Consider the following 13,163-nt stretch of genomic DNA (forward strand, 5'->3'; position numbering starts at 1 on the left):
GCGGCCGATCGTGTTTAGGTGCCTCTGACCAAGTTCTTATTGACAGTAAACGCACAGGGGGAGTGGTTCCGGCATGCCCGGTGGAGGTTTCTGCAAGTTGCCAGGTGGGAGCGTCGTCGTCGCGATAGGGCTCCCGAGCCCGGCGGGCGACGGGGTCACGGTCCGCTTCCTGGTCCACGCCGCCAACCGCGCCCGCGCCCTGACCCGGCTGCGGAACCTGGGCCTGCGGGCGGTCTACCTCCGGGGCAACGCGGAGCCGCCGACGCCCGACGAGATCACCGCCGTCCTGCACCACCCGGACGGCCTCCTGTGGCGCTCCACGACGAGCACGACCCAGGAGCTGTGGCACTCGATACGGACCCTGCCCACGGCCTCCTAGGGCGTCCGGCCGCCCGCGCGCCCGCGGGACGTCCGGCTAGACGACGGGCTTGCCCGTGAGCTCGACACCCGCGCCGCGCAGCTCCTCCAGGGCCCGTTCCGTCGTCTCCTTCGCGACGCCCGCCGTGAGGTCGAGGAGGACCTGCGTACGGAAGCCCTCGCGCGCCGAGTCCAGCGCCGTCGCCCGTACGCAGTGGTCCGTCGCGATGCCCACCACGTCGACCTCGGTCACCTCGTGCGCGCGCAGCCACTCGGCGAGCGGGACGCCGTTCTCGTCGCGCCCCTCGAAGCCGCTGTACGCCGCGTCGTACGCCCCCTTGTCGAAGACGGCGTCGATCGCGCCGGAGGCGACGGCGGGCGCGAAGTTCGGGTGGAAGCCCACGCCCTCCGTACCGGCGACGCAGTGCACGGGCCAGGACGTCACGTAGTCGGGGGTGTCGGAGAAGTGGTCCCCCGGGGCGACGTGGTGGTCACGGGTGGCCACCACGTGCTGGTACGCCGCGCCCGCCGCCTCGCCGACCAGGTCGGTGATGGCGGCGGCGACGTCCGCTCCCCCCGCCACCGCGAGGCTGCCGCCCTCGCAGAAGTCGTTCTGAACGTCCACGACGATCAATGCGCGGTGCATGGCGGGTGTCCTTCGGTGGGCCGGCGGGGGGAACGGTGGGGTGTCGACACGGGGAACGGCATCGAGCCTAGAGACTTCCCCCTCCCTTCGGGAGGGGGCCTCGCAGGGTGTTACACGTACTCGGTGGGCAGCACCGGCTCGCCGCGGGAGAGCTGGATCGCCGACATCGGCAGCGCGGCCCGTGCCGTGAAGTGCCGCGCCCGCGCCGCCTCCAGCGGCTCCCGTGCCACTACGTCGCCGCCCTTGACCAGCTCCACGAGGAGCTGACGGTCGGCGAGTCCGGCGGGCACCGGTCCGGTGCCGAGGACCTCCGCCTCGGCCACGCCCTCCGCGTCCACCCGCCGCGCCGCCCACTTGCGGCCGCCGACCGACGCCTTGCCCGCGACCGACTTCTTCGCCACCGCCGTCAGCGGAGCCTTCGGGTCCGCCGACCGGGCGCGGGCGACGAGCTTGTAGACCATCGAGCAGGTCGGGTGGCCGCTGCCGGTGACGAGCTGCGTGCCCACGCCGTACGCGTCGACCGGCGCGGCCGCCAGCGACGCGATGGCGTACTCGTCCAGGTCCGAGGTGACCACGATCTTGGTGTCCGTGGCGCCCAGCTCGTCGAGCTGCGCCCGGACCCGGTGGGCCACGAGCAGCAGGTCCCCGGAGTCGATCCGTACGGCCCCGAGCTCCGGGCCGGCCACCTCGACGGCGGTACGGACGGCCTCGGCCACGTCGTAGGTGTCGACGAGCAGCGTCGTGCCGCGCCCCAGCGAGGTGACCTGTGCCTGGAAGGCGTCCCGCTCGCTGTCGTGCAGAAGGGTGAAGGCGTGCGCGGAGGTGCCGACGGTCGGGATGTTGTAGCGGAAGCCGGCCGCGAGGTCCGAGGTGGAGTCGAAGCCGCCGACGTAGGCCGCCCGCGCCGAGGCGACGGCCGCCAGCTCGTGGGTGCGCCGGGCGCCCATCTCGATCAGCCGCCGGCCGCCGGCCGCGCCCGACATCCGGGAGGCCGCCGCCGCGATGGCCGAGTCGTGGTTGAGGATCGACAGGATCACGGTCTCCAGGAGCACGCACTCGGCGAAGGAGCCCTCGACCCGCAGGATCGGGGAGCCGGGGAAGTACACCTCGCCCTCCGGGTAGCCCCAGATGTCGCCCGAGAAGCGGTAGCCGGCCAGGTAGGCCAGCGTCGGCTCGTCGACGATGCCCTGCTCCCGCAGGAATCCGAGCACGTCCGTGTCGAAGCGGAAGTTCTCCACCGCGTCGAGGACCCGTCCGGTGCCGGCCACCACTCCGTAGCGCCGCCCCTCGGGCAGCCGGCGGGTGAAGACCTCGAAGACGGAGCGCCGGTCGGCGGTGCCGGCCCTGAGGGCCGCCTGCAGCATGGTCAGCTCGTACTGATCGGTGAAGAGCGCGGTCGACGGTACGTCCACCGGGAGCCCAAGGTCCGCAGCGTTCATGTCAGCGATGCTACCGCAGAAATCGTCACTCTGACGATTTCTCGGCTCGCGGGCTGACCCGTTTGTGCGACGCCCCACCTGAGGTGGCAGCATGGGGTAAGTGAGCGTCGCGCCTATTGAGATCGAACGCACCGAATCGGCCGAAGAGACCTTCGCCGTCGTCGAGCCCGACGTGCCGTGGGTGACTCTCGTCCACAACGATCCGGTCAATCTGATGAGCTATGTGACCTACGTCTTCCAGGCGTACTTCGGTTACTCCAAGGACAAGGCGCACAAGCTGATGCTCGACGTGCACAACAAGGGCCGCGCGGTGGTCTCCAGCGGGACGCGCGAGGAGATGGAGCGCGACGTGCAGGCGATGCACGGATACGGGCTGTGGGCGACCCTCACCCAGGACCGCGGCTGATGGCCGGACGCTTCGCGGCCCTGCCCGGCGGCGGTGCCGCCGTCGCGCTCGACGAGGTCGAGATCTCCATCCTGCGCTCCCTCGCCGTCCAGCTCATGGAGCTGCTCGGGCCGGGCGACGAACCCGTCGAGGGCGAGGACCCGCTCGCCGCGCTCTTCGCCGAGGGTCCGAGCGAGCCCCCGAGCGACCCGGCGCTCAAGCGCCTCTTCCCCGACGCGTACGGGGACGAGGACGAGGAGCTGCGCGCGGCCGCCGCCGACTTCCGCCGCTACACCGAGAACGACCTGCGCGCCCGCAAGCGGCAGGACGCCCTCGCGGTGATCCGCAGCCTCGACGGGCTCGCCTCGGACGACGAGGGCGGGGTCGTCCTCAAGCTCACCCCCGACGAGTCCCGCTCGTGGCTGGGTGCGCTCAACGACCTCCGGCTGACCATCGGGACCCGTCTGGAGGTCACCGACGAGGACGAGAGCGGCGAGCTGTACCGGCTGCCCGACTCCGATCCGCGCAAGCCGATGGTGATGGCATACCTCTGGCTCGGCGCGCTTCAGGAGTCACTCGTCGAGACGCTGATGTCCGGGGCCTGATACTCGCCGCCCCGATACCGGCCGGTAGTGCGTCGTTCGCTCAGCGGACACTCAAATCCGCATAACGAATACGTCAAAGAAGTCTTCTCACTGGTCCTCTTGAGTGGCCTTTGTCCGCTTTTTCATGTGGTGTGCGCCACATTCCCCCTCCTCGATCACTGTTTCCCCCGTGATAAATCTTCACGACCGCCCGGGGACGCCACCCCTGTTCCCGGGGGCGCTTCGGCCGGCTGACCGCCGGTAGCACTCCATCCATATCCGGGGGGATCAGGACCTGATCCGCAGTCAGACGCAGTCGGCGCGGAACAGCATGGAGAAAGGCGCACCACCATGACCTCAGTGCAGGTCGACAAGCAGCACGACGGCAGTGAGGCCGCGGACTCCGCCGACGGCGAGGGTTATCACCGGGCACTCGGCGCCCGCCAGATCCAGATGATCGCGATCGGCGGCGCCATCGGCACGGGCCTCTTCCTGGGCGCGGGCAAGGGCATCTCCAAAGCGGGGCCCAGCCTGATCCTCGCGTACGCCATCGCGGGCCTCGTCATCTTCTTCATCATGCGGGCGCTCGGCGAGCTCCTCATGTACCGCCCCGTGTCCGGCTCCTTCTCGGAGTACGCGCGGGAGTTCATCGGCCCCTTCGCGGGCTTCGTGACCGGCTGGACGTACTGGCTCTTCTGGGTCGTCACCGGCATCACCGAAGTGACCGCCGCCTCCGAGTACATGCAGTACTGGACCAAGAACACCGACGGCGTGCTCAATCAGCCGCAATGGGTGTTCGCCCTGATCTTCACGGTCGTGCTGTTCCTCGCGAACCTGATCTCCGTCAAGCTCTTCGGCGAGCTCGAGTTCTGGTTCTCGATGGTCAAGGTCACCGCGATCGTCGGCATGATCCTCATCTGCGCCGGCATCCTCACCATCGGCTTCTCCGACGCCGGTGACACCGCCTCCATGACCCTGCTGTGGTCCGAGGGCGGCTTCTTCCCCAAGGGCATCGGCTCCACCCTGATGACCCTGCAGATGGTCATGTTCGCCTTCCTCGCCGTCGAGCTGGTCGGCGTCACGGCGGGCGAGTCCAAGGACCCGAAGACCGTCCTGCCCAAGGCCATCAACACCGTGCCGTGGCGCATCGCCGTCTTCTACGTCGGCGCGCTGATCATGATCCTGTCGGTCGTCCCGTGGACCCACTTCCAGCCGGGCGTATCCCCGTTCGTCGCGGCCTTCGAGAAGATGGGCCTCGGCGTCGGCGCCGCGATCGTGAACTTCGTCGTCCTGACCGCCGCGCTCTCCTCCTGCAACTCGGGCATGTACTCCACCGGCCGCATGCTGCGCGACCTCGCGCTCAACGGCCAGGGCCCGAAGTTCTTCACCAAGCTCACCAAGAACGGTCTGCCGCTGGTCGGCACCTCGTTCTCGGCCGGCCTGATGATGGTGGGCGTCTGGATCAACTACCAGTGGCCCGGCGACGCCTTCAACTACGTCGTCTCCTTCGCCACCATCTCCGGCATGTGGGCCTGGATCATGATCCTGGTCTGCCAGGTCCGCTTCCGTCGCAAGGCCGACCGCGGCGAGCTGCCCCAGTCGTCCTTCAAGGCGCCCGGCGGCATCTGGTGCAGCCTCTTCGCCCTCGCCTTCATCGGCATGGTCATCGTGCTGATGGGCATCGACAAGGACGCCCGGATCTCGCTCTACTGCGCGCCGCTGTGGGGCCTGATCCTCGGGGTCTCCTACCTGGTCCTGAAGGCCCGCAACCCGGAGGGCGCGGCCTTCGCCAAGCGCTCCTGACCCGGCCTGTCCAGCATTCGGGCCGCTCCGTACCACTCCTCGGTACGGAGCGGCCCCTCTGCTTATCCTGTCGGACATGCTGACCATCACCCGGGCCCTGTACGACCAGATCGTGGAACACTCCCGCGCGGACCACCCCGACGAGGCCTGCGGCGTGGTCGCGGGTCCCGCCGGCAGCGGCCGCCCCGAGCGGTTCATCCCGATGCTGAACGCGGCGCGCTCGCCCACGTTCTACGAGTTCGACTCCGCCGACCTCCTCAAGCTCTACCGCGAGATGGACGACCGGGACGAGGAGCCCGTGATCGTCTACCACTCGCACACCGCCACCGAGGCCTACCCGTCCCGTACCGACATCACGTACGCCAACGAGCCCGGCGCGCACTACGTCCTCGTCTCCACCGCCGACACCGACGGCGCGGGCCCCTTCCAGTTCCGCTCCTACCGGATCGTCGAGGGCGTCGTGACCGAGGAGGACGTGAAGGTCGTCGAGGAGTACGGCGTCTGAGACACTGACGCGACCATCAGGGCGGCAGGACCCAGGAAGCCGGTGCGAATCCGGCACGGTCCCGCCACTGTGACCGGCCCCTCCGGGGGCCGGAAGCCAGGAACTGACCTGCCGCCTCTCACCACCGACTGGGGACGTGGAAATCCCCGGAGGAGGCTCGTCCGCCATGACCTGGCCCCGTCGTACCCTGCTGCCCGCCGCCGCCCTCGTCCCGCTGCTCGCGGCCTGCGCGGCCCCCGCTGAGAAGGACGCCCCCGCCGCCAAGGCCGCACCGGGGTTCCCGTACACCGTCTCCAACTGCGGTGTGAAGACGACCTACCAGGCACCGCCGCAGCGGGTCGTCACCATGAACCAGCACGTCACCGAGGTGATGCTCGCCCTCGGCCTGGAGAAGTCCCTCGTCGGCACGGCCTACCTCGACGACCGGATCCTGCCCGCGTACAAGAAGGCGTACGACTCATTGCCGGTCCTCGCCAAGGAGTACCCCTCCAAGGAGGCCCTGCTCGCCGCGAACCCCGACTTCGTCTACGGCGGCTACTCCAGCGCCTTCGACGCGAAGGCCGGACGCGCCCGGGACGACCTGAAGGCGGCGGGCGTCAACACCCGCCTGAACATGGAGTACTGCCCCTCCGGCGCCTCCTCCCTCGCCGACCTGTACCGCGAGGTCGACGAGGTGGCCCGGACCTTCGGCGTCCCCGAACGCGGCACGGAGTGGACGGCCGGGGCGAAGAAGACGGTCACGGCGACCGGGCAGAGGCTCGACGGGGTCACCCCTGTCCCGGTGTTCGTCTACGACAGCGGCGACAAGACCGCGTTCACCGCCGGAGGCAAGGGAATCGGCAACGAGCTGATCTCCCTCGCGGGCGGCCGGAACGTCTTCGCCGACCTCGGCAAGCCCTTCGGGGACGCGACCTGGGAGCAGGTCGTCGCCCGCAAGCCGGAGGTGATCGTCATCTACGACTACGGCTCCACGACCGTCGAACAGAAGAAGAAGCGCCTCCTCGACGACCCGGCCCTCCAGGACGTCCCGGCGGTCAAGAACCGCCGCTTCGCCGTCCTGCCGCTCTCCGACGCCGTCCTCGGTGTCCGGGTCCCCGCGGCGATCGAGAAGCTCGCCACCCAGCTCCACCCGACCCGATGACCGCCACCTCGTCCCCGCCCCCGTCCCCGGCCGCCGGAGCGGAACGGGACACGGCCCCCGAGGGCCGGGCCCCGGCCGCTCCGGCGCCGGCCGGGCGCGGGCGGTTCGCACTCGTCCTCGGGGGGCTGGTCGCCGCGCTCGCGGCAGCCGTCGTCGCCGGGGTCGCACTCGGGTCGGTACGGATACCCGTGGGCGCGGTCACCGAGATCCTCACCGGCCGCGCCGCCCCCTCCCCGTACCGCACGATCGTGCTCGACGTCCGGCTGCCGCGCGTCCTGCTCGGCGCGGTCGTCGGCGCCGGGCTCGCCGTCGTCGGCGCCGTCCTCCAGGCCCTCGTCCGCAACCGCCTCGCCGACCCCTTCCTCCTGGGCATCTCCTCGGGAGCGTCCACCGGGGCCGTCCTCGTGCTCGTCCTCGGCGTCGGCGGCGGGATCACCACCACCGTCGCCATGCCCGCCGGGGCCTTCGCCGGCGCCCTGCTCGCCCTGGTCCTCGTCTACGCGCTCGCCCGCCGCGGCTCCACGATGACCGGCTCCCGGCTCGTCCTCGCCGGCGTCGCCGTCTCGTACATCCTCTCCGCGCTGACCACCCTGCTCCTCGTCCTCGCGGGCCGCCCCGAACACTTCCAGGAGGCGATGTTCTGGTCCCTCGGCGGCCTCGGCAGCGCCCGCTGGGACACCCTCGCCCTGCCCGCCGCCGTCCTCGTCCTCGGCGTCGCCGCCCTGCTCACCCTCGCCCGCCCCCTGGACCTGCTCCTCGTCGGCGAGGAGGGCGCGACCGTCCTCGGCCTGGACACCGCCCGCTTCCGCGCCGTCGTCTTCGTCCTGGCCTCCCTCGTCACCGCCGTCATGGTCTCCGTCAGCGGAGCCGTCGGCTTCGTCGGCCTGATGGTCCCGCACGCCGCCCGCATGGCCGTCGGCGCGCCGCACCGCCGCCTCCTGCCGGTCGCCGCGCTCGGCGGCGCGCTCGCCCTGATCCTCGCCGACCTCGCCGCCCGTACCGTCGCCGCGCCCCAGGACATCCCCGTCGGCGTCCTCACCGCCCTCACCGGCGGTCCGTTCTTCCTCTGGCTCATGCGCCGCCGCGCGGAAGGGAGCCCGGTATGACCGAACTGCGCCTCCAGCGACTCTCGTACGGGACGCGACTGCGCGACGCCGACCTCACCGCCCGCCCCGGCGAGACCGTCGGGCTCGTCGGCCCCAACGGCAGCGGCAAGACCACCCTCCTGCGCTGCGTCTACGGCACCCTCACCCCCACCGCGGGCCGCGCCCTCCTCGACGGCGACGACCTGACCGCCCTCGGCCCCAGGGCGCGCGCCCGCCGGATCGGAGTCGTCCCGCAGGAGGGCGCCACCGAGTTCGAGCTGACCGTCCGCGAGCTCGTCGCCCTCGGCCGCTCCCCGCACAAGCGCTTCTGGGAGGGCGACGACGCCTCCGACCTGGCCCGCGCCGAGAGCGCCCTGGCCCGGGTCGGCATCGCCGAGCTGGCCGACCGGCCCTACCCCACCCTTTCCGGCGGCGAACGCCAGCGCGCCCTCGTCGCCCGTACCCTCGTCCAGGAGCCGGCGCTGCTCGTCCTGGACGAGCCCACCAACCACCTCGACATCCGCTACCAGCTCGAAGTCCTGCGTCTCGTAAGGGACTTGGGAACCACCAACCTCCTCGCCCTGCACGACCTCAACCTCGCGGCCGCCTACTGCGACCGCCTCTACGTCCTGGAGCGCGGCCGCGTCGTCGCCGAGGGGACGCCCGCCGGCGTTCTCACCCCGGCCCTGTTCAGGGCGGTGTACGGCGTGGAAGCCGAGGTCATCCCGCATCCGCGGACCGGCACACCGACCGTCTTCTACCTGCCAGGTCCGCCAGTCGAGCACGAACCGTCCGTCATGTGAGATCACATTCCGAAACCCGGACCGGGAATCGATACGATGACCGCATGGTTTCCCACGACGTGAGCGAAGTGACGACGCCGGGCAGCGCGCTGCTCGTGGCGCGACTGCACGTCGACCTGTGCCGTTTCGCCAGCGCGATGTGAGCAGGTGCGCCCACGGCGCACCCAGCAGCACCACCCCGCGCGGGGGCCGACAGCCGCGCGCCTTCCACGCCACTCCCGACTCCCGAAAACAGGAGCCCACGCCATGGCCATCGAGGTCCGCATCCCGACCATCCTCCGCACCTACACCGACGGCCAGAAGGCCGTCGAGGGCACCGGTGAGACGCTCGCCCAGCTCTTCGCCGACCTGGAGACGCGCCACGCCGGGATCGAGGCCCGCATCGTGGACAACGGCCAGCTGCGCCGCTTCGTCAACGTGTACCTCAACGACGAGGACGTCCGCTTCCTCGACGGCATCGACACCAAGCTGGCCGACGGCGACAACGTCACGATCCTGCCGGCCGTGGCCGGCGGCATGGTCTGATCCACATGCGTTACGACTCCCCGCTCGCGGCGGTCGGCAACACGCCCCTGGTCCGCCTGCCCCGGCTCTCCCCGTCGGACGACGTCCGCATCTGGGCCAAGCTGGAGGACCGCAACCCGACCGGCTCGGTCAAGGACCGCCCCGCGCTCCACATGATCGAGCAGGCCGAGAAGGACGGCCGGCTCACCCCCGGCTGCACCATCCTGGAGCCGACCAGCGGCAACACCGGCATCTCGCTGGCGATGGCGGCCAAGCTCAAGGGCTACCGCATCGTCTGCGTCATGCCGGAGAACACCAGTGAGGAGCGTCGCCAGCTGCTCGCCATGTGGGGCGCCGAGATCATCTCGTCCCCCGCGGCCGGCGGGTCGAACACGGCCGTACGGGTCGCCAAGGAGATCGCGGCGGAGAACCCCTCCTGGGTGATGCTCTACCAGTACGGCAACCCCGACAACGCGGGCGCCCACTACGCCACCACCGGCCCCGAGATCCTCGCCGACCTGCCCTCCATCACCCACTTCGTGGCGGGCCTCGGCACCACCGGCACCCTCATGGGCGTCGGCCGCTACCTGCGCGAGCACAAGCCCGACGTCAAGATCGTCGCCGCCGAGCCGCGGTACGACGACCTCGTCTACGGGCTGCGCAACCTCGACGAGGGCTTCGTCCCCGAGCTGTACGACGCCTCGGTCCTCACCACCCGCTTCTCGGTCGGCTCCGCCGACGCGGTCACCCGCACCCGGGAACTCCTCCAGCAGGAGGGCATCTTCGCCGGCGTCTCCACGGGCGCGGCGCTCCACGCGGCCATCGGCGTCGGCGCGAAGGCGCTGAAGGCGGGGGAGAGCGCGGACATCGCCTTCGTCGTCGCGGACGGCGGCTGGAAGTACCTCTCGACCGGCCTCTACACGGCGGCGACGACCGAAGAGGCGATCGAGACGGTCCAGGGCCAGCTCTGGGCCTAGGGCGTGTTCAGGTCGCCACCCGTTCAGGTGGCCAGATGGCGGACCTGGTCCCATACGACCGGGTCCGCCGTTCCTACTCTGCGGCGGAACTCCGCCACCGGGACCTCCCGCAGCTCGTCCGTCTCCAGGAAGCTCGGCCGTCCCTGCGCGTCTCCCACGGACCCCGGCGGCAGCGCGATGACCCCCTGCCGCTCGTCGTGGTACCTGCTCGTGATCTTGGCGACCAGCGCGGAGTTCCTGCGCAGCGCCAGCACCAGGCAGGGCCGGTCCTTGGATCCCGGCCCGTCCTCGTAGGGCACGTCCGCCCACCAGATCTCGCCCGCACGGGGGAGCCGCGCGGGCGCCTTCGACGGTGCTTTCGCGGGCGCGCCCGGCCGCGCGGGCGGCCGCGTACGGCCTCCCGGCGCGCGACCGCGGCCTCCCGGCGTACGGCTCCGGCCTCCCGAAGCGCCCGTACGGCCGTCGGGCCGCCGCCTGCCCGAGCGCTTCCGGCCGTCCACCACCGCCGCGACCAGCGCGATCACCACGACCGCGACGAGCGCCGGCCACCAGGACGTGTCCATAGCCCACGACGTTACCGTCCGCACGTACCCCGCGCCCTCTCGCCCCAGTTCCATCCGAACCGGTGACAGAGCCCGTGAGTTCGCCCACAACGGGCCGCCACGGAGGAGCGACGGAGCGCGACGCGCCTTACGCTCGACGCATCGCAAGACCTCCCCCGCCGCTCTCCGCCCTCGGAGGTTCACGCTCCATGAAGCTCACCGTCGTCGGCTGCTCCGGGTCGTTCCCGTCCGCGGACTCGGCCTGCTCGAGCTACCTCGTAGAGGCCGACGGCTTCCGGCTGCTCCTCGACATGGGCAACGGCGCCCTCGGCGAGCTGCAGCGCCACATCGGTCTGTACGACCTCGACGCCATCTTCCTCAGCCACCTCCACGCCGACCACTGCATCGACATGTGCGGATACTTCGTGGCCCGCTACTACCGCCACGAGGGCGGACGCTGCGACGCGATCCCGGTCTTCGCCCCGGAGGGCGCCGAACAGCGCCTGACCACGGCGTACGCCGACACCCCCTCGGACAAGTCGATGAGTGAGGTGTTCGACTTCCGGACCCTGAGGTCCGGGACCTTCGAGCTGGGCCCGTTCTCCGTCCGGACGGAGAAGGTGTGCCACCCGGTGGAGGCGTACGGCATCCGCATCGAGCACGGCGGCCGGACGCTCACGTACTCCGGCGACACGGGGGTCTGCGCATCCCTGCACCAACTCGCGGACGGTGCGGACCTCTTCCTGTGCGAGGCGTCCTTCACGCACGGCAAGGAGGACATCCCGGCCCTCCACCTCAACGGCCGCGAGGCGGGCGCGGAGGCGGCCCGCTCCTCGGTGGGCAGGCTGGTGCTCACGCACATCCCGCCGTGGACGGACGGCCGGCAGAACCTGGCGGACGCCCGGGCGGTGTACGACGGGCCGTCGGAGCTGGCGTACGCGGGCGCGGTCTACGAGGTCTGAGCACCTGAGGGATACCGCGCGTACGGGAAGGGCCCCGGAACCGTGTCTCGGTTCCGGGGCCCTTCCGTCGTTCGGGTGAGGCTCACGCCTTGGTGAGGTCCTCGATCTCCTCGTCGGACTCGCGGCCCGGGGTCGGGAGGTTGAACTTGGTGATCGCGAAGCGGAAGACGCCGTAGTAGATCGCGGCGAAGACCAGACCGATCGGAATGATCATCCAGGGCTTGGTCGCCAGGTTCCAGTTCAGCGCGTAGTCGATGAAGCCCGCGGAGAAGGTGAAGCCCGCGTGGACACCGAGCGCCCAGGTCACGGCCATCGAGATGGCGGTGAGGACCGCGTGGATCGCGTACAGCAGCGGCGCGATGAACATGAACGTGAACTCGATCGGCTCGGTGATACCGGTGACGAAGGAGGTCAGCGCGAGGGAGAGCATCATGCCCATGACGGCCTTGCGGCGCTCGGGGCGGGCGGCGTGCGCGATGGCGAGCGCGGCGGCCGGCAGGCCGAACATCATGATCGGGAAGAAGCCCGACATGAAGATTCCGGCGCTCGGGTCACCTGCGAAGAAGCGGTTCAGGTCACCGTGGACGACCTCGCCGGCCGCGTTGGTGAAGTCACCGATCTGGAACCAGGAGACGGTGTTCACGAACTGGTGCATGCCGACCGGGATCAGCGCGCGGTTGATCAGGCCGAAGAGGCCGGCGCCACCGGCGCCGAGGCCGGTCATCCACTCGCCGAAGCTGGAGATGCCGTTGCCGATGGGCTCCCAGACGAGGCCGAATACGACGCCGACGAGCGTGCCGACGAAGGCCATGATGATCGGGACGAGACGGCGGCCGTTGAAGAAGCCGAGCCAGTCGACCAGCTTGGTGCGGTGGAACTTCTGCCACAGGACCGCGGAGAGCAGACCCATCAGGATGCCGCCGAGGACGCCCGGGTTGTTGTACGTCGCGGCGACGTCGACACCCTTGTTGGCGGTGGTGTTGACCACGGCGTCGGTGACCGGGAACGCCTTGAGGACGTTGCTGTAGACCAGGAAGCCCACGAGGGCGGCCAGGGCGGTGGAGCCGTCGGCCTTCTTGGCGAAGCCGATGGCCACGCCTATGCAGAACAGCAGCGGCAGGTTGGCGAAGACTGCGTCACCGGCCGTGGCGAACACGGAGGCGACCTTGTCCCATCCGAGGCCGTCCTTGCCGAAGACGTCAGGCTGGCCGAGACGGAGCAAGATACCCGCGGCCGGCAGAACGGCGATCGGCAGCTGCAGGCTGCGACCGACCTTCTGCAGGCCCTGGAACAGGCCGGATCCGCGCTTCTTCGCGGGAGCGGCGGCCTGGGCGGTGGCCGTACTCATCAACTTCCTCCAGTAAGGCAAGGCGCCGCCAGAGGTCAGAAAAAGGGGGTGACGGCGGCGTCTCGTGGAACGCGGTGGACTG

The 13,163-nt window shown here is 70.5% G+C and carries 16 protein-coding genes and 1 riboswitch; of the genes, 12 read left to right on the top strand and 4 right to left on the bottom strand.

All coding sequences use genetic code 11. The features are described 5' to 3' along the window. The first annotated feature begins 73 nt into the window (after window positions 1-73). Complete coding sequence (locus tag ACZ3IJ_RS29645) at window positions 74-379, top strand: hypothetical protein (protein WP_352187444.1); 306 nt, start codon at window positions 74-76, stop codon at window positions 377-379. Window positions 380-415: 36 nt separating this feature from the next. Here ACZ3IJ_RS29645 and ACZ3IJ_RS29650 read toward each other — a convergent pair whose 3' ends face one another. Beyond that, window positions 416-1,003 carry an isochorismatase family protein gene (locus tag ACZ3IJ_RS29650; protein ID WP_467473074.1) on the bottom strand — a complete coding sequence of 196 codons (588 nt, stop codon included), beginning with the start codon at window positions 1,001-1,003 and terminating at the stop codon, window positions 416-418. 110 nt (window positions 1,004-1,113) lie between these two features. Further along, a complete protein-coding gene (locus ACZ3IJ_RS29655) occupies window positions 1,114-2,442 on the bottom strand; it encodes a nicotinate phosphoribosyltransferase (RefSeq protein ID WP_467473076.1) in 1,329 nt (442 codons plus the stop codon). A gap of 100 nt (window positions 2,443-2,542) precedes the next feature. On the opposite strand from ACZ3IJ_RS29655, the gene clpS reads away from it, so the two are divergent. From clpS to ACZ3IJ_RS29705, 10 genes are all read left to right on the top strand, one after another. Continuing rightward, window positions 2,543-2,848 (top strand): ATP-dependent Clp protease adapter ClpS, encoded by a 306-nt coding sequence (gene clpS / locus ACZ3IJ_RS29660; protein WP_352187447.1) that lies wholly within the window; start codon window positions 2,543-2,545, stop codon window positions 2,846-2,848. Further along, window positions 2,848-3,432 (top strand): DUF2017 domain-containing protein, encoded by a 585-nt coding sequence (locus tag ACZ3IJ_RS29665; protein ID WP_467473077.1) that lies wholly within the window; start codon window positions 2,848-2,850, stop codon window positions 3,430-3,432. Before clpS ends, ACZ3IJ_RS29665 begins: the two co-directional genes overlap by 1 nt. A 330-nt stretch (window positions 3,433-3,762) precedes the next feature. Continuing rightward, window positions 3,763-5,214 carry an amino acid permease gene (locus ACZ3IJ_RS29670; RefSeq protein WP_467473079.1) on the top strand — a complete coding sequence of 484 codons (1,452 nt, stop codon included), beginning with the start codon at window positions 3,763-3,765 and terminating at the stop codon, window positions 5,212-5,214. Window positions 5,215-5,290: 76 nt separating this feature from the next. Continuing rightward, complete coding sequence (locus ACZ3IJ_RS29675; RefSeq protein ID WP_467473081.1) at window positions 5,291-5,719, top strand: M67 family metallopeptidase; 429 nt, start codon at window positions 5,291-5,293, stop codon at window positions 5,717-5,719. A 7-nt stretch (window positions 5,720-5,726) separates the two neighbouring features. Next, window positions 5,727-5,877, top strand: a riboswitch (adenosylcobalamin (AdoCbl) riboswitch). Between the two features lie 8 nt (window positions 5,878-5,885). Continuing rightward, the gene (locus ACZ3IJ_RS29680; protein WP_467473084.1) at window positions 5,886-6,860 is read left to right on the top strand and encodes an ABC transporter substrate-binding protein; all 975 of its coding nucleotides are present in this window, start codon (window positions 5,886-5,888) and stop codon (window positions 6,858-6,860) included. After that, window positions 6,857-7,966 carry a FecCD family ABC transporter permease gene (locus tag ACZ3IJ_RS29685; RefSeq protein WP_467473086.1) on the top strand — a complete coding sequence of 370 codons (1,110 nt, stop codon included), beginning with the start codon at window positions 6,857-6,859 and terminating at the stop codon, window positions 7,964-7,966. The genes ACZ3IJ_RS29680 and ACZ3IJ_RS29685 overlap by 4 nt, the downstream gene beginning before the upstream one ends. After that, on the top strand, window positions 7,963-8,748 hold the full coding sequence (locus tag ACZ3IJ_RS29690) for an ABC transporter ATP-binding protein (protein WP_467473088.1): 786 nt from the start codon (window positions 7,963-7,965) through the stop codon (window positions 8,746-8,748). Before ACZ3IJ_RS29685 ends, ACZ3IJ_RS29690 begins: the two co-directional genes overlap by 4 nt. 44 nt (window positions 8,749-8,792) lie before the next feature. Next, a complete protein-coding gene (locus ACZ3IJ_RS29695; protein WP_352187453.1) occupies window positions 8,793-8,891 on the top strand; it encodes a putative leader peptide in 99 nt (32 codons plus the stop codon). A 103-nt stretch (window positions 8,892-8,994) separates the two neighbouring features. Next, on the top strand, window positions 8,995-9,273 hold the full coding sequence (locus ACZ3IJ_RS29700; RefSeq protein WP_467473089.1) for a MoaD/ThiS family protein: 279 nt from the start codon (window positions 8,995-8,997) through the stop codon (window positions 9,271-9,273). Between the two features lie 5 nt (window positions 9,274-9,278). Further along, the gene (locus ACZ3IJ_RS29705; protein WP_467473091.1) at window positions 9,279-10,229 is read left to right on the top strand and encodes a PLP-dependent cysteine synthase family protein; all 951 of its coding nucleotides are present in this window, start codon (window positions 9,279-9,281) and stop codon (window positions 10,227-10,229) included. A 23-nt stretch (window positions 10,230-10,252) separates the two neighbouring features. Here the strand turns inward: ACZ3IJ_RS29705 and ACZ3IJ_RS29710 are convergent, their stop codons facing one another. Next, entirely contained in the window at window positions 10,253-10,792 is a 540-nt protein-coding gene (locus tag ACZ3IJ_RS29710) for a type II toxin-antitoxin system PemK/MazF family toxin (RefSeq protein ID WP_467473093.1), read from the bottom strand. A 188-nt stretch (window positions 10,793-10,980) separates the two neighbouring features. On the opposite strand from ACZ3IJ_RS29710, the gene ACZ3IJ_RS29715 reads away from it, so the two are divergent. Then, window positions 10,981-11,733 carry an MBL fold metallo-hydrolase gene (locus ACZ3IJ_RS29715; RefSeq protein ID WP_467473095.1) on the top strand — a complete coding sequence of 251 codons (753 nt, stop codon included), beginning with the start codon at window positions 10,981-10,983 and terminating at the stop codon, window positions 11,731-11,733. A gap of 82 nt (window positions 11,734-11,815) precedes the next feature. On the opposite strand, the gene ACZ3IJ_RS29720 is transcribed toward ACZ3IJ_RS29715, so the two are convergent. Further along, a complete protein-coding gene (locus ACZ3IJ_RS29720; protein WP_391797125.1) occupies window positions 11,816-13,081 on the bottom strand; it encodes a PTS transporter subunit EIIC in 1,266 nt (421 codons plus the stop codon). Window positions 13,082-13,163 lie beyond the last annotated feature (82 nt).

It is taken from the genome of Streptomyces sp. NPDC013317 (genome assembly GCF_055563155.1).

What these genes read in the sequence shown, in the direction of transcription:
- ACZ3IJ_RS29645 (WP_352187444.1), top strand. Translation starts at nt 74, where the DNA reads ATGCCCGGTGGAGGTTTCTGCAAGTTGCCAGGTGGGAGCGTCGTCGTC.
- ACZ3IJ_RS29650 (WP_467473074.1), bottom strand. Translation starts at nt 1,003, where the DNA reads ATGCACCGCGCATTGATCGTCGTGGACGTTCAGAACGACTTCTGCGAG.
- ACZ3IJ_RS29655 (WP_467473076.1), bottom strand. Translation starts at nt 2,442, where the DNA reads ATGAACGCTGCGGACCTTGGGCTCCCGGTGGACGTACCGTCGACCGCG.
- ACZ3IJ_RS29665 (WP_467473077.1), top strand. Translation starts at nt 2,848, where the DNA reads ATGGCCGGACGCTTCGCGGCCCTGCCCGGCGGCGGTGCCGCCGTCGCG.
- ACZ3IJ_RS29670 (WP_467473079.1), top strand. Translation starts at nt 3,763, where the DNA reads ATGACCTCAGTGCAGGTCGACAAGCAGCACGACGGCAGTGAGGCCGCG.
- ACZ3IJ_RS29675 (WP_467473081.1), top strand. Translation starts at nt 5,291, where the DNA reads ATGCTGACCATCACCCGGGCCCTGTACGACCAGATCGTGGAACACTCC.
- ACZ3IJ_RS29680 (WP_467473084.1), top strand. Translation starts at nt 5,886, where the DNA reads ATGACCTGGCCCCGTCGTACCCTGCTGCCCGCCGCCGCCCTCGTCCCG.
- ACZ3IJ_RS29685 (WP_467473086.1), top strand. Translation starts at nt 6,857, where the DNA reads ATGACCGCCACCTCGTCCCCGCCCCCGTCCCCGGCCGCCGGAGCGGAA.
- ACZ3IJ_RS29690 (WP_467473088.1), top strand. Translation starts at nt 7,963, where the DNA reads ATGACCGAACTGCGCCTCCAGCGACTCTCGTACGGGACGCGACTGCGC.
- ACZ3IJ_RS29695 (WP_352187453.1), top strand. Translation starts at nt 8,793, where the DNA reads ATGGTTTCCCACGACGTGAGCGAAGTGACGACGCCGGGCAGCGCGCTG.
- ACZ3IJ_RS29700 (WP_467473089.1), top strand. Translation starts at nt 8,995, where the DNA reads ATGGCCATCGAGGTCCGCATCCCGACCATCCTCCGCACCTACACCGAC.
- ACZ3IJ_RS29705 (WP_467473091.1), top strand. Translation starts at nt 9,279, where the DNA reads ATGCGTTACGACTCCCCGCTCGCGGCGGTCGGCAACACGCCCCTGGTC.
- ACZ3IJ_RS29710 (WP_467473093.1), bottom strand. Translation starts at nt 10,792, where the DNA reads ATGGACACGTCCTGGTGGCCGGCGCTCGTCGCGGTCGTGGTGATCGCG.
- ACZ3IJ_RS29715 (WP_467473095.1), top strand. Translation starts at nt 10,981, where the DNA reads ATGAAGCTCACCGTCGTCGGCTGCTCCGGGTCGTTCCCGTCCGCGGAC.
- ACZ3IJ_RS29720 (WP_391797125.1), bottom strand. Translation starts at nt 13,081, where the DNA reads ATGAGTACGGCCACCGCCCAGGCCGCCGCTCCCGCGAAGAAGCGCGGA.